This window comes from Sneathiella marina (assembly GCF_023746535.1).
GTDB lineage: Bacteria > Pseudomonadota > Alphaproteobacteria > Sneathiellales > Sneathiellaceae > Sneathiella > Sneathiella marina.
The window spans coordinates 2732753-2752031 of sequence record NZ_CP098747.1; the positions used below are offsets into that span (position 1 = coordinate 2732753).

Genomic DNA, 19279 nt, shown 5'->3' on the forward strand with positions numbered 1-19279 from the left:
ACGTGAAAGAGTCAAACGGCCCCCTAATTGAGCTAAGTTCCCTGGAAAACTCTGGTAATACACAAGAGGCAAAACAAACATCTTACGCGAATTCTTTAAATCCTGATGACTTCGAGAGTATTCGGCTTCGACGCATATTTGCGTATTTCATCGATGTGGTTTGCATCGCCATCGTTACTGTAATAGCAATTTTTATCTCAACCATCCTTGGGATCATCAGTTTCGGCATTCTAACCCCGCTTTTGGTAATCGTTCTGGCTCTTATCCCGCTCGCCTATCATACATTTCTTGTGGGGAGCGACTGGAACGCGACCCTCGGTATGCGGTTTATGAATATCCGCATGGAGCTTGATACTGGCGGTGATCCCGATTACATGACTGCCTTTCTTCAGGTAGCTCTGTTTTATTTTTCCGTTGCGGTTACCTCATCCCTGATTTTGCTGGTATCCTTGTTTAACCCAAGAGGGCGATGCCTGCATGACTATGTCACCAGCACAATAATCCGCCGTATTCCCCTATCATCCTAGCGCATCCCGCAGCTGGTAATATTTCATCGCGAGAGACAACAGCGGAACCCGCAGCGCTGTCCCCCCAGGAAAGGGTTTGTGGGGAATTCGGCTGAACACGTCCAGGCGTTCCATTTCACCGCTAACCGCCTCTGCCAGTATCCGGCCGGCAATGGCCGATAAAGGCAGCCCCTGCCCCGAAAATCCGTGGGCGTAATAAATATTTTGCCCAATTCGGCCGATATCGGGCAAACGATGTCGGGTTACGGCGACTTTCCCGCCCCAGGCAAACTCGACCCTCACATCTTCAAGCTGAGGAAATGTCCGTAACATATGATGCCGGAGCACGTCTTCGGGACGCTTGAGATGCCGCCCCGCATAATCACGCCCGCCATACAGCAAACGATGATCCGCAGACATACGAAAGTAATCCAGGTTAAAATCGGTATCGGAAACGCAAGCCTCGGTTTTCAGGATTGTTCGTGCCCGGTCGGCGGATAACTTCTCTGTCGCAATAATATAGCTGCTTACCGGGATTATTCTGGCGTCCAATCCGGCATTCAAACCGTTCATATAAGCATTGCCGGCCAAAATAACCGAAGAGGCCGTAATTTTACCGCCAGCGGCTTTTAGAACAGGCTTTTTCCCCTCAACGAGCTCCAGTGCTTTTGAATGTTCAAATATCTGCACACCGGCGGCTGCCGCCGCCCGCGCCAAACCCAAGGCGTAATTGAGCGGATGTAAATGACCGCCCTGATAATCCAGTAAACCCGCCTTGTATCGCGTTGTCCCTACATAATTGGGGAGATCAGCCCCGCTGATCCATTCATACCCCTGAAAATCAAAGTTATCCTGACAGAAGGCCATTTCCCGCAACAACCAGTCGCGATGGCTATTCTTTGTCGCGGCATAAAGCTCGCCTTCCTTGAGATCACACTTGATCTCATGATCCGCAATACGGTTTTTCAGGATGCCGGTCGCCTCGACGGACATAGCCCATAATTTCGCACTGTCATCGATACCAACCAGCCGGGTGGTTTCAATCATGCCGGGCTGATAGCCGGTAGCGATTTGGCCGCCGTTGCGGCCCGAAGCACCCCACCCCACCGATTGCGCCTCAAGCACGGCAACCGAATACCCTCTTTCTGCCAACTCAAGGGCACTCAGCAAACCGGTATATCCGCCGCCGACAATACAAATATCGACGCTAACATCTTGATCAAGAGATGAAAATACCGTCGCCGAATGTGCGGTTGCTTGATAAAAATTGCTGTCCATCAAAAAATTATTTTCACAGGTAACTTCATTACTTTCCAACTCCGCGCTTGCAAGATTCCGTTCAATCCTCATGATATAGAATAATGGGGCGGCCACAGGCTTAGGTTTTACCCTGACACAAAATTACGGCAAGGAATTAATGAACACTCCATGGTAATAGTTGAATCAACTCTGCATATCTGGATTCTTCTCGCTTTCATTGCCGTTGCTATTGTCGCTTTTGCCAGCGAACGCATTGAGCTCGAAATATCCTCCATCGGCGTCATTGCCGGCCTTCTACTCTTGTTCCATTTCTTTCCGTTGGAAAATAACGATGGAGATATTCTTCTAACTGCCGCTGATATACTGGCAGGTATTGGTGATCCGGCACTTATCACCGTCTTGTCGTTACTCGTCGTTGGTCAGGGTATCGTTCGAACAGGCGCTCTGGATCAGCCGATCCGGCGATTGGTAACTTTGCGCCGGCATCACCCGGTTCTGGCGATCGCTGTAGTTCTGACAACCGTGCTGATAATCAGCGCCTTCATGAACAACACCCCCGTGGTGGTAATTTTTATTCCCCTGATGACAGCTCTGGCGGAGCGGCTTCATCGCTCAACCTCCACCTTGATGATCCCGCTAAGCTATGCATCGATTCTCGGAGGCATGACAACCCTGATCGGCTCGTCGACAAATCTTCTGGTCATGGCTGCGGCAGTTCAAGCAGGATTGCCCGAGCTGTCCTTTTTCCAGTTTACGCTGCCCGGTGCCGTGCTGGCATTTTTCGGGCTTTTATACGCCTTGATTATTATTCCCCGCATTCTTCCCAATCGGGCCTCCATCACCGGCGAAGTTGTCGATATCTCCGGCAAGCAGTTTATCGTTCAAATGGAAATTGCCGCGGACAGCCCCCTGGTAGGTGAAGGGGCCTTGATGGGCCAGTTCCCGAGTTTGCGAAACATAACGGTCCGGTTCATTCAGCGGGGTGAGCATGTCCTGCTCCCGCCCTTTGATAACATTTCCCTGCGACCTTCAGATGCCGTCATTTTTGCCGGCACCCGTAAATCCATCACTGAAGCCTTTGCCGACAATCCGCAAATGCTTCAGGGTCTGCTAAATCCAGAAGAAACGGAAGACCCAACACCGTCTGACCTTAAACCCGCTCAGGAACAAACCCTGGCGGAAGCCGTTGTGGCACCGGCGTCGCGAATGATCGGTCGCGCATTATATCAAGTGAGTTTTCACTATCGGACAAAATGCGTGGTCGTCGGCATTCAACGGCGATCGCGCATGATCAGAACAAGCCGTATGACGGATATTCGGCTTGAGGCCGGGGACGTTTTGCTCATACTCGGAGACCGTGCGGATATTATGCGAATCCGGAGTAATCCGGACGTTTTACTTCTTGAATGGTCGGCAAAAGAGCTTCCGGCAACGGCCCTCGCCTGGCGGGCAAGAATTATTTTTGGCCTGGTTGTTCTTTCTGCCGCAACAGGCGTATTGCCGATTGTCGTCGCAGCAGTTGCCGGAGCCGCGGCCATGGTTGTCTCCGGTTGCCTCAATATCTATCAGGCGAGCCGCTCTATTGACCGTAGAATACTGCTTTTGATCTGGGCTGCCCTTGGCCTTGGAGCGGCCATGCAGGCAACAGGCGGGGCAAGCTATATCGCTCATGGTGCGTTATCTTTGCTGATGGGCGCCGGCCCACCGGTCATCCTGTCCATCTTCTTTTTGATAGTCGCCATCTTCACCAATATCCTGAGCAATAATGCAACAGCCGTTTTGTTCACACCCGTCGGCATAAGCCTTGGAATAGAGCTGGGCGTGGATCCGATGATTTTTGTCTATGCCGTAATATTCGGCGCAAATTGCTCCTTTGCCACGCCCATGGGGTATCAGACGAATCTGTTGGTCATGGGCCCCGGCCATTATAAATTTGTAGATTTTCTGAAGGCTGGGGGACCATTGGTTATCCTTCTGTGGATCGTATTTTCGTTTTTAGCCCCTTTTTATTATGGATTGATGTGAATTATGGAGATTTCTGCAGCTGCCCTATTTGATAAAACGAGAAATCGCGTTACCCTTATTTAAACTGGTTCAATAGCAGCAAAGGCATTCAAATGAAGCGCGTGGAGATTCCCTCCCGATTCTTCTTTTCAACACCTCCCGCACCCTGCCCTTATCTTGAAGATCGGCTGGAGCGGAAAGTTGTGACGTTGCTTGCTGGCGAGGATCCAGATCACCTCCATAACACGTTAAGTCATGCCGGCTTCAGGCGGAGCCAGGACCTGGCATATCGACCCGCCTGCGATGGATGTGACGCCTGCATCCCGATCCGGGTCAACGCAAAAGAATTTCACCTGAAAAAGTCCTTTCGCCGCGTCTGGCAGGCGAACAGGGATTTGAAGGTTGCCGAAATTCCGACGACAGCAACACAAGAGCATTTCGCCTTATTCCATAATTATCTCCAGTCGCGCCATTCGGATGGCGGCATGGTTGATATGGATTTTGATGATTATCAGGCAATGATTGAAGACAGTCCTGTCAAATCTCAACTGGTTGAGTTTCGCAAATTAGACGGCAGCCTGTATGCGGTCAGCCTGACAGATGTGATGGAAGATGGCCTTTCCCTCGTCTACAGCTTCTTTGCCCCGGATGAAGATAAACGCAGCCCGGGGACCTATCTGATCCTGTGGCATATCCTGCAAGCCCGGTACCGGCAATTGCCGTTTGTTTATCTGGGCTACTGGATCGAACAAAGTCAGAAAATGTCGTATAAACAACGGTTCATGCCGTCAGAAATACTGACCCGCAATGGCTGGGAGCCATTATCCCCCACGCTCAAATAAACACTCGATAAACTATCCGTATTCGCCCCGGGCTTATGCCGGAATTTGCGGAACCATGAGGCAGCGCAAGCTACTCACAATTCCGCAATCCTTAAGTGTTTCCCTAGAAATTATGGGAAATATCCTTATGGCCAGAGCGACAACCAGCAACGAATAAAGCCTGTTCCTTGGTCATTTTTGTCTGCAACCGAACGCCAAGGGTCCCCAGCATTTGCTCAGCATAGGTTTCCAGACCGCTTAACAGATTAACCCCGGCCTTTTCACGCCATGCAAGCTGGGTGTCGTATTTCTTGACGACCTTATCCATCTCTTTCACGGCTTTATCAATTTTCGGGGTTTTTGCCTTGAGGGGGCGACGGACTTTCGACAGTCCGGACCGGATTTCGTCGGCACCGGTAACATCATTGAACCGTTTCGTCAGGGCCTCAACCTCTGGAACCAATTCCGCCGGTTCCTTCACCAGCAACTCTTCCTTCAGTTTCATCAGGTCCGCCTGCAACGCTGCGAATGCGTCGTTACTCCGCAAGACGTTCATGAAATCTTTCACGGTCGAGTAACCACTGTCAGATGCCCGGCGGAATTGCAGCCTTAATGTGGATTCGTCCTTCAACGATTTTCTGAAATCATTGTAAACGCCATCCCACTCGGCAGGTATTTTCGCGACAAGAGCATCTCGCTCCGACTTCAACTCCAGAATGTCGTCTTCAAGCTTCTTCTTTTGAACGGCCTGGTCTTCACTGCGCATACGGCCAACCAGTGTGTCATTCTCTTCGATTTCCGCTTCAATTTTACGCACATCATTCTCGAGTTTTCTGACGACCCTTTGCATTGGAACAAATCCGTCTTTCTTCTGCTCGACAACGCCTTCCGCTTCAAAAGCCTGTTTCAGCAAGCCGGGCGCGCTTTCCGCCGCGTCAAAACTTTTCGTCAACGCAGAGGCGGTACGCTTCGGAAGATAACTCAGATTCAGGCCACGCACCGCAGCCAGCGTACTGGCGAATTCTGCCTCAGTCGCAGTGAACTGGTCCGCAATATATTTTTCAACGCAATATTCCAGTCGCGGGTTACGCGGTGGCGGTGCGGTTTCTGCCGTTAAGGAAGTCCGGTTAGGCAGATAATTGACCAATTGCGGGTACAATCCAACAACAACAAGCGCGATTAACTGCAAGGTAATAAAGGCGATAACACCTTTGTACATCTCAATCGTCTTAACAATTGGCGGGGCGACACCTCGTAAATAAAATAACGCGAAACCAAAGGGCGGCGTCAGGAAGGAGGTCTGGATATTCAATCCGATCATCACACCAAGCCAAACGGCGGTTATGTTCGCCGACGGATCAGCAAGCAAAATTGGCGCCACGATCGGCACAACAACAACAGCAATTTCAATGAAATCCAGGAAGAAACCCAGAACAAAGATCACAGCCATAACGATGACAAATTTTGACCAGAAACCGCCGGGCATGCTGTTGAGGAAATCACGAACAAGCTCTTCCCCGCCAAATGCCCGGAAAGCAGCCGTTAACATGGCTGCGCCCAATAGGATGATAAAAACCAAAGACGTGGTCTTTGCGGTTTCGATCATTACTTCCTGAAGCGTGTTATCAATTTTGTAAGCGCGTAAACTACTCCAGATGATGGAGACAATCAGTCCCGCCGTTGCCATTAACCCAAGGGTGACACCAATGGCACTACGGGTGTCCGAAATGGATTTAATATTCGTATCGAAGAAGGCCAGAACAACAAGAATACCTGCGAGAGACAGCAGTCCGAGTATGACCGGCGCAAAGGCGCCTCTTTCGCCTTCTTTCAATCGATACCCTGCCATCAGGATGGCGCCGACCGCGCCGATAGATCCAGCCTGGTTAACCGTCGCAACACCGGCGATGATTGATCCCAGCACGAGGAAAATAAGCCCCAGTGGTGGGAAAAGAGCCATAAACAGCTTGCCGAAAAAGGCACGATCAAAGCTTCCGCCATAGCGTACGGCGGGGGCGGCCTTTGGTCGAATAAAGGCGAAGCCAAGAATAAAGATCATGTAAATGGCGACGAGCAGCAAACCTGGAACAAAGGCACCCAGGAACATTTCACCCGCACTTGTCGAGATCACGTCGAAAGACGACGGCATTGTCAATTCGCCGGTCGCGGATTTATGCAGTGCCTTTCGCGCTGTCCCTGCCTGATCAGTGGCACTCGCCAGCTGATCGGCAAGAATAATCAGGACAATAGAAGGTGGAATAATCTGACCCAATGTCCCTGAAGCGGCGATAGTTCCGGTTGCCAGCGGCCTGGAATAATTATTCCGTAGCATCGCAGGCAATGAAATAAGTCCCATTGCGACAACAGTTGCGCCAACAATGCCTGTGGTCGCTGCCAATAAGGCACCCACAAAAACAACGGAAATACCCAAACCACCCGGAACCGGCCCAAACAACTGCGCCATTGTTACAAGCAGATCTTCAGCGATTTTCGAACGCTGGAGCATAATGCCCATAAAAATGAAGAGCGGGATCGCGATTAGTGTGTCGCGCTCAACCTCCCAATAGACACTCCTCAGGTTGGTGACACCGGCACTTAACCATTGCCATGGCCCCCCTTGATGAAAATAGGCATCAGGATTGCTTTCGAACAGAAACCCGGAAAGCGCCGCCAGCGCGACGGTTACAATTGCAGAGCCCGGCAAGGCGAAAGCAACTGGATACCCCGAGCCTAGAGCAAGAGCCATCAAAAGAATTAGAATAGCGAGAAAAAAGAGTTCCATAGTCTTGCTCTAACCTGCCGTAACGGGGGGTTCATGATCCTCGTGACCCGGTTGTTCTTTGTAATCAGCCACGGCTTCCATCAGATAACTGACAAACTGAATAAGCATTGTCACAGCGAAAACCGCAAGGAATCCGGCCATAAGATATTTCACATACAGCCCGAAGCCCGATTGTGTGACTTCAAAATTTGCGAGTGGGCTGTAAATAATCGCCGCTTTATTTCCCATGCCGACGAACAAGATTGTCCAACAAAGCGTTATCCCGAGAAATAACGTCCCGACGGCATTAACGAAACCCTTGGTTTTCGTCTTGAAACCGGCGTAGAAAACATCCACCCGAACATGGCCTTCTTCCACCAGGGTAAAGGCGCTGGCAAACAGGAACAAAGCGGCATACCAAAACCGAACGAGATCCCCCATAAATGACTGTTCATAGGAAAAGATAAAGCGGGTGATAACAATCGTAAGTTCGGCAAACACCACTAGAAGAGCCAGCCATTGAAACCCGAGTGTTTTGGTACGCAAGGCGAGAAGAATGCTCAACACCATCAACGGAATATGAACCATTGTACCGCGAAATTGCGGGCGCCCCAGATCCGAGGCCAGCTGATCCCCTACCACGGAGGACAATATTCCTTCAACGCGGAGAAACGAAATTGCCATATCGGCAAGACCAACGAACAGCACAGCCCAAAAAGCGGCGCGCACTAGGAAAGTATTAAATCTTGTAATTGATTTGGCTTCATCTCGAAGGTGACGCCCCGAGGTACGCATGACATAGACGACGGCAAAGACCAGGCCAGCAATATACAGGAATAATTGTATCCATGAATTGGCGCCCGCTCCTTCCGACTTGAAAATCGCACCGATACCCGGCCAGCCCAAAACAAATGTAAGAAAATTATCAAAGAAGTACAGCGGAACCGCTACAAGCATGAACCACCCAAAAATGCGGACTGTCAACTGTAGCCCGCGGCCAGATGCGTATACATCTTCTGCCACTGTCATCTGCATCTCCCAAAGAGGAAGGGGCGAGATGTTGATCCCGCCCCTGTCTTCTGATTAACGATTTTAGCCGTCTATACCAAGAACACGGTTCCGCTGGTTCGAGAAGGCCACTTCGGCAATTCTTGTCCAGCCACCGATTTCCCGGAGGTTCTTTTGGAAGGCATCATTGATCTTCGCTGCAAGCGGGCTGTGATCACGGGTTTCTTCAAAAACCTCGAGAGCAGCTTCAGCAAAGCTGTCATAGATATCGTCGTTAAACTCTTTCAGAATAACGCCATTTTCCGTTACCATTTTGTTCAGGTACGTTCCGTTAAGGGCCATGGCTTCTTCATACTGACCGGCATGTTCTTCCATGCAAGCCGCTGTGATGACAGCTTGTTCCCATTTGGAGAGGCTTTCCCACCATGATTTATTCATGCCGAACGCCAATCCTCCGCCTGGCTCATGCATACCTGGGTAGTAGTAGTATTTCGCTGCTTCATAAAATTTCATGAAGTAATCGTTATACGGACCCACCCATTCCGTTGCATCGATAGCGCCGGAAACAAGGTTTTCATAAATCTGGCCACCTGGAAGAGAAACCGGAGACGCGCCCAATTTAGCCATGACGTCACCGCCCAGGCCAGGAATACGCATCTTCAGACCCTTAAGGTCTTCAGCAGAATTAACTTCCTTGTTGAACCAACCACCCATTTGGGTACCGGTTGCACCGCAAGCCAATGCCTTCAAGCCATATTCACCGGACATTTCGTCCCAAAGGGCCTGACCACCGGCGAATTTAATCCAGGCATTCCACTCTGATGTTGTCATTCCCAAAGGTACAGATGTGAAATATGCAAAGCCAGGATGCTTGCCTTTCCAATAGTAATCAGCAGCAATATATGCTTGCGCATTTCCTGAGGCTACTTCGTCAAATGAATCAAATGCACCAACGCGTTCGCCGGCTGCAAAATATTTCGTTGTCAGCCGACCTTCACTAAGTTCGGTAATCCGGGCTGCAAGACGCTGGGCACTAATGCCAAGTCCTGGAAAGTCCCGTGGCCATGTGGAGACAATTGTCATCTCCTTGCGTTCCTGGGCGATTGCTGGTGCAGCAAACGGTATTGCGGCAGCACCGGCACCTGCAATCGCAGCGCCCGTCAAAAACTTGCGTCGTTCCATAAGATATTTCTCCCATTTTAAGTCAAAGGGCAAAATGGCTCGCCCTCTCTAAATCGTTTTCATATAACAGAATTGTCGCGATAATTTTCGATGCGAATCAATGTAAGCGTCGTCTTTTCTGGTTTATTTGCCAGTAAAATTTCCGCGAGTTCTCCCTGTCGCCCGCATTTTGCAGGAAGATGACTCAAATACAAGGCAAAATTTCACATTCGAAAATAGTGATGTTAAGTACCGTTTCAGTCATTTTACCTAAATAAACGCCCTTAACCGGTTGTAATATATATAATATTTTTCAATGGAAAGGCTGATTTTGGTCAAAATGATGCCTGGCCACAATCGACTTTGCATCCCATGAGCGCAAAATGTCATAGCTGTTGACCTATCAATTGCGACTGTAATGACATCAATAAGTTCACTGATTCCGTTCACTTTTGTATCCCTTGCCGAGACTGTGGATCTTCGCCGCTGTGGTCAAGTTGCGTATTGGGCAGGGCTCCCGTATACATTCGGGTTATGTGTACTGGGCAGTGACGGCTCTTATGAGGGAAATCCAACATTGAATAATCTGGCGCCAATTGCGCGGTCACTCGATACTTTCAGCAAAATTGTGGGCCAATATGTATCCTGGCTCGCTGTTTTCATGGTCTTGGTTCAATTTTCAATCGTGCTGGGCAGATATGTCTTCGGTTTGGGATCCATAGCCGCACAAGAGACGGTTATCTATAGCCACGGCCTGCTATTTATGCTGGGTGCCGCCTACACTTTGCAAAAAGGCGGGCATGTACGCGTTGATATCTTCTACGCGAAAGCCGGCCCGAAACGACAGGCGACCATTGATCTATTGGGAAGCTTGTTTTTGCTCATCCCAGTCAGCATTATTATTCTGCTGGCCAGCTGGAAATATATCTCGGGCTCCTGGCAAATCATGGAAGGATCCGTTGAAAACTCGGGGCTACCTTACGTGTATTTGCTGAAATCAGTGATTATCGTGTTTTGCGGCATGATGATCCTGCAAGGTGTTTCTACTATTCTGCACGCCATCCTCGTTTTGGGCGATAAGGAAGCCATGCCCTCCAATGAAATACAAACGGAGCTTTAGGTATGGCGCTACCTGAATATTTCGCCATCGGCTTGTTTCTACTGGCGATTTTAAGCCTCCTTGCAGGTTTTCCTGTTGCGTTCACACTTGCCGGCTCGGCCTTATTTGTGGCTGCCATTGCCTCACTCACCGGCGCTTTCGAGATCAGCCTGATGGGCGCCATTCCGTCTCGAATTTTTGGCACGGCCATCTGGAACGAAGTGCTTATCGCTGTTCCATTGTTTATCTTCATGGGGTTGATGCTTGAGCGGTCCCGTGTTGCGGCAAGCTTGTTGGAAAATATGGGAATGTTGTTTGGACAGTTGCGGGGCGGGCTGGGGATTTCAGTCTTCATTGTTGGCGCCTTACTTGCGGCTTCCACAGGTATTGTCGGCGCGGCGGTTGTTACCATGGGGCTAATGGCTCTGCCTACGATGCTCAAACACGGTTATGATCCCAAGCTGGCAGCAGGTGCTATTTGCGCATCCGGGACACTGGGCCAGATTATCCCGCCGTCGATAGTCCTGATCATTCTAGGGGAGCAGATCTCCAATGCCTATGTTGCCTCACAAAGCCTGATCGGAAACTGGTCTCCTGAACCGGTTTCCGTCGGCGATTTATTTGCAGGCGCGCTCGTTCCCGGCCTATTGCTGGTCAGCTTATATATACTTTATCAAGTTGGTATTGCCTTTTTCAAACCCCAAAGCTCTCCTGCTCTTCCCGCCGCAGCCGCTAAGGATAACCGGCTTATCTTGAAGTTAATTGGCGCACTTTTCGCCCCTGTCGCGCTGATGTTGGCAGTTCTCGGCTCAATAATAATGGGAGTCGCGACGCCGACCGAAGCAGCATCTGTTGGCGGTGTAGGCGCAATTTTGCTTGCAGGTATTGCGGATAAAGAAAAGCCCGCAGGGTGGATTTATATGGCGGGTGCGTCGGTTCCGGCCCTGCTTCTCATTTCAAATTTTCTGGATTTGCGGATCGATCCTGGTGGAATATCCCAAGAGGCACTTCTCGGGTTATCGTTAGCGGTTCCGTTGATTTTAATCCTCATCGCCGGAATAGGAATTAGCTTGGTCAGGTTATACAGATCCGGGATATTGAAAGAGGTTTGCCTGTCAACCATGCAGATGTCGTCCATGGTGTTTGTTATTCTTATCGGCGCAACACTTTTCAGCCTGGTTTTTCGGGGACTGGGTGGTGACGATATTGTTTATGAGGCGCTAAAAGACCTGCCTGGCGGGAAATACGGTGCCTTGTTTGTCGTGATGCTGGTCATATTCATTCTTGGATTCTTTCTGGATTTTGTCGAAATTACCTTTGTCGTTGTTCCAATAGTCGCCCCGGTTATACTTCTGATGGAAGTGAATCCTATCTGGCTGGGAATACTGATTGCAATGAATTTGCAAACGTCCTTTCTAACCCCGCCTTTTGGTTTTGCGTTATTCTATCTGAGACGGGTTGCCCCGGCGGAAATAACTACCGGAATGATTTACAGGGGCGTTATTCCTTTTGTCCTTATACAGTTAGGCGCGCTCGCCATTCTTGCAGCATTTCCGGCACTCGCGACCTGGCTTCCGGAGAATTTTCTGGGCTCTCAATATTAAAAAAGCCGCGAGTTTCCCCGCGGCTCCTTTAAGTTTATCCGGATCAACGCCGGAATTTTTCAATCAGTTTCCAGGCAATCGGAAGAACCGCTACAGCAAGGGCAATTTTAAGAACTGCACCCGGAAGGAAAGGAAGCATCCCAACTTCAATGGCCTTTTCAAACCCGGTAAACGTAGATAGCCAGGCAATCCCGCCGGCGAAGATAACAACCGTTCCAAGACACATCGCAAGGGCGGTCAGAAAAATTGATTTTCCCCATCCCCTTTCGACAAGCCATCCAACGACCGCTGCGGCGGCGACAAAGGCAAACAAATACCCAGCGGTTGGTCCAACCAGATGAACTGCACTCCCGGCTCCTCCAGCGAATACTGGAAGCCCTGCGGCGCCTTCTGCGAGATAAAGAGCCAGGGTGGCTCCCCCAAGGCGCCAGCCAAAGGCTGCGCCAACCAGCACAACCGCAAAGGTCTGCATCGTCATGGGTACAGGCCATAATGGCACAGTAAGCTGCGCCGAAGCCGCAACCAGAAGGCTGCCGACAATGGCGAGGATGCCCAGCCTAAAAGCCTGCATCGCTTTGGAAGATTTTTCATCTCGCGTCCACAATGCATCAACAAGAATTGCAGAGTTTGTTACAGATGACATTCTAGTTCCTTTCAAAAGACTGTTGCCGTCAATGCGACAACGGGCTTTATCTAGCGGAATAGACGCGTAAATACAATAAAAATATACTAATATAAGTAGTATTTATTTGCTGATTTTCTTTTTCATTTTCCTGAAATCAAAGATACCCGGCTGTTCCAGCGGATTTACCCCTGATTCAAAAATCTGGGTTTTTTGAATTTTCTGTGTGCCGGTGGTCGGCAAGCTCTCGACAAACAATATCCATCCCGGCGGCTTGTAATAAGCGAGTTTCCCTCTGGCGAAATTAAACAGGCTGGTTGCCAGTTTCCCTGTCGGCGATGTTGCACCTTTGAGAACGATACATGCCATGACTTCTTCTTCACGGATTTCATCTTTCACTGCGATTACAGCAACTTGAGCCACCTTATCGTGGCTCTGCAAGACAGCTTCTACTTCCGCCGCGGCGATATTCTCCCCGGAGCGACGAATGATATTTTTCTTTCGATCCACAAAGTAGAGCATTCCTGTTTCATCCTGGCGAACAGTGTCTCCTGTATGAAACCAGTTCCCTTTCCACGCTTCCTCTGTTGCGATATCATTTTTCAAGTAGCCCGCGAAAAACCCCCGGCGCGGGTCCTTGCCACGGCAGCTAACCAGCAGCTCTCCGTCCTGCCCCACCTCGACGTCCATATCATGTTCATCAACAACCCGGGCGATCATGTCATCTTCCGGCCGTCCAAACGCCCGTGTATGAATTTGACGCGGTTCATGCCGGTTGACGAAAATCCGGCCGGTTTCCGTCATCCCCCAGACTTCGATGAGCGGAAACCCATAGCGTTCTTCAAATACGTCATGTAATTCAGGTTCAACTCCCGCGCCCAAACCGAACCGGACTGAATGGTTTGTTTCCTGCTCGCTTACAGGCTGATTGAGCAGCATGGGCGGCACAACACCCAAATAGTGAATTATGGTCGACCGTGTTTGCACCAGTTCTTGCCACCAGGTTGACGGATGAAACCGGTCCGGAATAACCAGACAGCCGCCGGATAACAGCATACAGACAAATGACACAGCGCCAGCGTTCATGTGGAACAGCGGAAGCGGATTATAGAGCCGCTCCTCGCCTCTTCTAATCTCAGCCAGTCCCCCTAGCTCCAGATAGGTCCGGCCAGCTTCCAGATAATATTCGTTGGTCAGAATACAGGCTTTTGGCCGACCTGTTGTGCCGGAAGTATATAAAAGGCTGACTTCGCTCTGTAAATCTGGTGTTAAATCCCCCGCCCTGGTTTGTGGGGACGGCAGCAATTCAGGAAAATCCTCAAAAACCACCAGGGACGGTTCTTTCACACTTTCATTTACCACTGCTTTCAGATCTTCAAATCTCGAGGCGATGGTTACTGCCATATCCACCTCGGAATGATCCATCTGATACAACATCTCGTCATGCAGATAGTCAGGGTTTATGGGAACCACCGAAATCCCCAAGGCATTTGCGGCCAGGAAGTGGAACAGATATTCAGGGCGATTTTCCAGCAAATAAGCAACACGGTGACCCGAGCCATATCCTGACCGACGATAAACATCTTTAAGCCGCTCAATCTCAACCGACGCCGTCTCGTAAGAAAACTCCATACCTTCCGGATAATAAGCTCGGTTTTCATATGCTGGTACACATAGGAATGTATTTTCTGGAAACGATGCAGCCGTTTCACAAAATGTGCGATAAACCGTCAAGAAATTATCCTTTTATGAAAATCGATTGTTCTTGTTAAACCCTCTGGGTGCCAATCGCCCGGCATTACCCCGTCTGGTATACCATCCAGTTAAATCCTGCTCTGTTCGGGTTCGTTCGCCGGATTTCCAGCTTAAGCCATCTATCTTGTTAAATGTCTTGATATCTGAAAGGCCGCCATCTTTGTAACGCTGTAAAGTAACACCGCGGCCGCGGCTCATTTCAGCCAGCTCTTCAATCGCGAAGCAATTCAATTTACGGTTTTCACCAATTACAGCTACAGAATCTCCCACGACTTCGGTACAGAATGCTGCTTCATTGTCACCTGACACATTCAAGGTCTGTTTGCCGTTTCGTGTTTGGGCGATCACCCCGTTTTCATCGACGATAAAGCCGCGACCGTCGTTAGAGGCGACGAGCAATTTTCTGTCCGGCTTATGAACAAAGAGGGACACGATATCTTGATCATTACCCAAATCAACCATTAGTCGGACCGGTTCACCATGCCCCCGCCCCCGCGGAAGCTTGTCACAACCGATGGTATAAAAACGGCCATTTGTCGCAAATAATACAAGTTTGTCCGTCGTTTCCGTAGTGATCCAGAAACGTTCCTTGTCCCCATCCTTGTATTTCTCGCTACCGCCCTGCTCCACATGTCCTTTGATGGCTCTTATCCATCCTTTGGCTGAACATATGACGGTAATGGATTCTTTTTCGATCATTGCTTCTAAGGGAATTTCCGGCATTTCCACGGCTTCGCCAATACGGGTGCGACGATCAGAAATTTCAGGAATACCAAGGAGAGTCTTTTTCAGCTCCTTCAATTCATCAGAAATCGCGACACGCTGAAGATCTTCACTTCCCAGCAACGCTTCAAGCTCTGATTTTTCAAGACTTAGCTTATCATGTTCCCGCCGTAGTTCCATTTCCTCCAGCCGACGTAACGATCGCAAGCGCATGTTTAAAATGGCCTCGGCCTGATTATCTGTCAGGATAAACGTATCGATCAGGCTTTGCTTCGGATGGTCTTCCTCGCGGATAATCCGGATCACTTCATCCAGGTTTAAAAAGACGATCAGATATCCATCAAGAACCTCGAGTCGCGCCTCGATTTTCCCCAAACGGTGAGTGGACCGCCGAACCAGAACTTCAAAACGATGATCCAGAAATGCCTGCAGTACATCGCGCAATGCCATGACCCGCGGGGTTTGACTGGCATCAAGGACGTTCATATTCAGAGAAAACCGATTTTCCAGATCCGTCAGCCGGAAAAGCCCCTGCATCAGCATCTCTGCTTCAACATTTTTACTTCTTGGTTCCAAAACCAGGCGAATGTCTTCCGCAGATTCGTCCCGTACATCCGCCAAAAATGGTAGTTTCTTTGTTTGGATCAGCTCGGCAATTCGCTCGATCAACTTGCTCTTCTGAACTTGATAGGGAATTTCCGTTACAACGATTTGATAGGTGCCGCGACCGGTGTCTTCCACTTCCCATGTTGCCCGTTGTCGAAACCCGCCACGGCCCGTCAAATAAGCTTCGCGAATATTTTCCGGTTTCTCAACAAGCTCACCGCCTGTTGGAAAATCTGGCCCAGGAACAAACTCCATCAATTTATCAATTCCCGCATTGGGGAATTTTATAAGATGCAAAAGGGCGTTCGTAACCTCAACTGCATTATGTGGCGGAATGGAAGTTGCCATCCCGACGGCAATGCCGGCAGAGCCATTGGCCAGCAAATTTGGGAAAGCCGACGGAAGAACCACCGGTTCGTGGTCTTCACCATCATATGTCGGTCGAAAGTCGACCGTATCCTGATCGATATCCCGAAGCAGCAATTCTGCGACAACCGTCAGCCGCGCTTCGGTGTACCGCATGGCCGCAGCATTATCGCCATCAATATTCCCGAAATTTCCCTGACCTTCTACCAGAGTATACCGCTGGGCAAAATCCTGTGCCAGGCGAACCAACGCATCGTAAACAGACTGATCCCCATGGGGATGGTATTTACCAATAACATCACCAACAACCCGCGCACATTTTTTAAAACCTGAATTCGGGTCCAGTTTTAACTGCCGCATGGCAAATAACAGGCGTCGATGAACCGGCTTCAAGCCATCCCGAACATCGGGTAGCGAACGGGACATGATCGTCGACATCGCATAGGCAAGGTAGCGCTCGCTTATGGCGTCCTTCAGTGAGGTTGGAACGATCTCACCGGGCTTTACGGGGGAATGGTCACTCATGCCTTCTATATACCACCAGATTCATCAATGAGGAGGGAAAAATTTGGAGAAATTAAATCTTCTTGCCCAACTTCTTTGATTTTCAAACAATTGATCCTATGCAGCCCTGAAAAAGCTCTTTTCGAGGGTAATGAGAAACCGTTCCCGGGCCGCGAGATGAATATTGGGCCGATGTTCCAAAATTGCCTTTTCAATAAAATATCCAGTAAGCGCCAATCCATTTAAAATATCTGATTTTATTGCCGCATCAGATGGCAATAAATCAGTAGGTCCTGGCTGTAAAAATACTGGAAGAGGTAGCAGTCTATCGTGATAAGGCTCTCCCGCAGATTTACTAACAGCTTTGCCGGTTTTTGGGGAAACATAGACGAGGTTTTCGACATTTCCAGTCGCCGCACACGAGCTTAAATCGAGGCCATAGCCGATTTCAGCCAGCAACCCGAGCTCCCATTTGACAAAAAGTGTCGGCCAGATATCGGCATTTTTTTCCATGGAGGTCAGCAATAACAAACTTGCGTCATAAAGTGCCGGATGAGGTTCCCGCTCCGGCAAGGCAATATCAAGTAGCGCCAAGGCCGCGCTACTGGCCGCCAAGGCAACAGGGGCGTCAAAAAGATTACTGGTATGTGCCTTTCTAGCCTCAACTGTAAATGTTCCCAATTGCTCTGAAAGCCGTCCGCGCCACGACAAGTCGACTTCATTTCCTGGTTGCAAAACACCGCGCATACGCCGACCGGCGCCGCCTCGCACAAGGCCGGCAAATCGTCCTTTTTCACGGGTAAGAGCATGAATGATCATACTTGTCTCCCCATGTTTTGCTGCCGTGAGGATCAGACCTGCATCATTCCAATTCATCTTTTGATTTTAGCAGAAATAGATCCAGAAATTAAGAAAAATCGATCATCCAGTATCTCACAACCTCCCCCCACCATGCGTCTGACGAGAATTAGAAGAGGAAGGATCAATGCCCTTGGAAACTCAAATTGCCTTGATAAGCACGATTACGGATAAACAACTCCAATTTCAGGATCTTGGTGACGAAAATCTTGTTTGGCAACCCCCGCCACCTGAATTTCTGGAGCCCTTTAAATACCATCGTTGCCGGTGCTCCGGCCCCACCTCCGGGCATCAGATTGCCTTGAAATATGACGGATTAATATGCCGCATCGATGTGACAGCCTGGGGCGTATCATACCGTAAATCAACACCGAGTTTTCAAGATATAGAGGTCATCCAGATCACGCAGACGGAACCTTACAGGCTGGAAATAATATTTATGTGATTGGTGTCTGAATAGTCTTCGCTGATAGCCTTAATTCTCGACTGCACTCCTTCATGAAATACGCATTTAGCTATCAGTTTTACTCACAAATACCCCGCCGCTGCGTCCTTAAGATATTGCCAACTAGACTTCCCGAAAAATTTCTTTTTCAAAAGGAGAGATCATGCAGCATCCACATGCCTACCACTACGACACGACGCCCAGTCCTGCCTTATACCATCACCATTATCACTACCATTATCATTATAGCTATTTGGCCCATCATAATTTCGGAAACACCGATGCCTCAGCCCATCCGCATCACCCATTGAAGCATCTCGCGCATGCTGAAAACCTCCACCCGCACCATTTGTACGCCCGTCATCCATATCATCTTAGTCCTCAGCCACAGTATACGCACGCTGCTCATTCTTCCCCGCAACATTATCATCAGTTGGAATTTCAATTTCAATATCCGCATACTGACAACGCACATCAATTGGAGAGTGCTGGTCATGTGCTTCATTTCAAAAAAATAATTGCCACCAGCGATACAACAAAAACACATTGGGTTTGGCATATTACCGATCATAGGCGAACAGTTGTAAAAACCTCTGAACATATCCACAGTAGCTTTGAAGAATGCGTGAGAGATGCCCGGCATTATCATACCAAACTGATCATCCAGCATCAGGATATTGAAAAAACCAGCTGGGCCTGGGTGGTCACTGACCATCATGGCGTTCTTATTAAAAAATCGACAACGATCCACGCAACATTTGTCAAATGTGTGCATGATGCCCACCGCCATCTAACGGCGCATGACCATTCTTCCCTTGTTCCTTATCATCAGGCAGATCATGCCGGGCATACGCTACATTTCAGGAAAATCGTCGCAACAAACGATGCAACAAAAACCCATTGGGTATGGCACATCTGCAACCATCGAAAAGTCGTCATCAAAACGTCTGAACATATCCATAGTAGGTTTGAAGAATGCGTGAAGGACGCCCGGCATTATGATACTAAACTGATCATCGAACATAAGGATATTGAGAAATCCAACTGGGCCTGGGCGATTACCGACCATCATGGAATCCTCGTCAAAAAATCTACGACAACCCACGCGACATTTATTAAATGTATCGACGATCTTCACCATTATCATGGGGACATTTAACCGCATGAAAGTGGCAT

At 49.3% G+C, this 19279-nt stretch carries 15 protein-coding genes; 7 read left to right on the forward strand and 8 right to left on the reverse strand.

What is annotated here, in order from left to right; all coding sequences use genetic code 11:
• The first annotated feature begins 2 nt into the window (after positions 1-2).
• The gene (locus NBZ79_RS13130) at positions 3-527 is read left to right on the forward strand and encodes an RDD family protein (protein ID WP_251932925.1); all 525 of its coding nucleotides are present in this window, start codon (positions 3-5) and stop codon (positions 525-527) included.
• Here NBZ79_RS13130 and NBZ79_RS13135 read toward each other — a convergent pair.
• Entirely contained in the window at positions 519-1784 is a 1266-nt protein-coding gene (locus NBZ79_RS13135) for an NAD(P)/FAD-dependent oxidoreductase (RefSeq protein WP_251932926.1), read from the reverse strand. The genes NBZ79_RS13130 and NBZ79_RS13135 overlap by 9 nt on opposite strands.
• Positions 1785-1934: 150 nt before the next feature.
• Here NBZ79_RS13135 and NBZ79_RS13140 point away from each other — a divergent pair, with 150 nt between their 5' ends.
• Together NBZ79_RS13140 and NBZ79_RS13145 are read left to right on the forward strand one after the other, a co-directional pair.
• Positions 1935-3791, forward strand: coding sequence for an SLC13 family permease (locus NBZ79_RS13140; protein WP_251932927.1), 1857 nt, complete (start codon positions 1935-1937; stop codon positions 3789-3791).
• 92 nt (positions 3792-3883) lie between these two features.
• Complete coding sequence (locus tag NBZ79_RS13145) at positions 3884-4612, forward strand: arginyltransferase (protein WP_251932928.1); 729 nt, start codon at positions 3884-3886, stop codon at positions 4610-4612.
• A 103-nt stretch (positions 4613-4715) separates the two neighbouring features.
• Here NBZ79_RS13145 and NBZ79_RS13150 read toward each other — a convergent pair whose 3' ends face one another.
• The 3 genes from NBZ79_RS13150 to NBZ79_RS13160 form a co-directional block, all read right to left on the reverse strand.
• Positions 4716-7373: a TRAP transporter large permease subunit gene (locus NBZ79_RS13150; protein ID WP_251932929.1), complete on the reverse strand. Its 2658-nt coding sequence runs from the start codon at positions 7371-7373 to the stop codon at positions 4716-4718.
• Positions 7374-7382: 9 nt separating this feature from the next.
• A complete protein-coding gene (locus NBZ79_RS13155) occupies positions 7383-8381 on the reverse strand; it encodes a TRAP transporter small permease subunit (protein ID WP_251932930.1) in 999 nt (332 codons plus the stop codon).
• Between the two features lie 63 nt (positions 8382-8444).
• Positions 8445-9542: a TRAP transporter substrate-binding protein gene (locus NBZ79_RS13160; RefSeq protein WP_251932931.1), complete on the reverse strand. Its 1098-nt coding sequence runs from the start codon at positions 9540-9542 to the stop codon at positions 8445-8447.
• Between the two features lie 397 nt (positions 9543-9939).
• Here NBZ79_RS13160 and NBZ79_RS13165 point away from each other — a divergent pair, with 397 nt between their 5' ends.
• Together NBZ79_RS13165 and NBZ79_RS13170 are read left to right on the forward strand one after the other, a co-directional pair.
• Positions 9940-10641 carry a TRAP transporter small permease subunit gene (locus tag NBZ79_RS13165; protein ID WP_251932932.1) on the forward strand — a complete coding sequence of 234 codons (702 nt, stop codon included), beginning with the start codon at positions 9940-9942 and terminating at the stop codon, positions 10639-10641.
• Between the two features lie 2 nt (positions 10642-10643).
• Positions 10644-12224 (forward strand): TRAP transporter large permease, encoded by a 1581-nt coding sequence (locus tag NBZ79_RS13170; RefSeq protein ID WP_251932933.1) that lies wholly within the window; start codon positions 10644-10646, stop codon positions 12222-12224.
• A 43-nt stretch (positions 12225-12267) separates the two neighbouring features.
• Here NBZ79_RS13170 and NBZ79_RS13175 read toward each other — a convergent pair whose 3' ends face one another.
• The 4 genes from NBZ79_RS13175 to recO all read right to left on the reverse strand — a co-directional run bounded on the left by NBZ79_RS13175 (position 12268) and on the right by recO (position 17619).
• Positions 12268-12867, reverse strand: a complete 600-nt coding sequence (locus tag NBZ79_RS13175) for a biotin transporter BioY (RefSeq protein ID WP_251932934.1) — start codon at positions 12865-12867, stop codon at positions 12268-12270.
• A 102-nt stretch (positions 12868-12969) separates the two neighbouring features.
• Positions 12970-14580, reverse strand: a complete 1611-nt coding sequence (locus NBZ79_RS13180; protein ID WP_251932935.1) for an AMP-binding protein — start codon at positions 14578-14580, stop codon at positions 12970-12972.
• A 12-nt stretch (positions 14581-14592) separates the two neighbouring features.
• Positions 14593-16821 carry a DNA topoisomerase IV subunit A gene (parC, locus tag NBZ79_RS13185; protein ID WP_251932936.1) on the reverse strand — a complete coding sequence of 743 codons (2229 nt, stop codon included), beginning with the start codon at positions 16819-16821 and terminating at the stop codon, positions 14593-14595.
• 96 nt (positions 16822-16917) lie between these two features.
• Positions 16918-17619 (reverse strand): DNA repair protein RecO, encoded by a 702-nt coding sequence (gene recO / locus NBZ79_RS13190; RefSeq protein ID WP_251932937.1) that lies wholly within the window; start codon positions 17617-17619, stop codon positions 16918-16920.
• A gap of 166 nt (positions 17620-17785) precedes the next feature.
• Here recO and NBZ79_RS13195 point away from each other — a divergent pair, with 166 nt between their 5' ends.
• Both NBZ79_RS13195 and NBZ79_RS13200 read left to right on the forward strand, forming a co-directional pair.
• Positions 17786-18103: a hypothetical protein gene (locus NBZ79_RS13195; protein WP_251932938.1), complete on the forward strand. Its 318-nt coding sequence runs from the start codon at positions 17786-17788 to the stop codon at positions 18101-18103.
• A gap of 163 nt (positions 18104-18266) precedes the next feature.
• A complete protein-coding gene (locus tag NBZ79_RS13200) occupies positions 18267-19262 on the forward strand; it encodes a hypothetical protein (RefSeq protein ID WP_251932939.1) in 996 nt (331 codons plus the stop codon).
• Positions 19263-19279 lie beyond the last annotated feature (17 nt).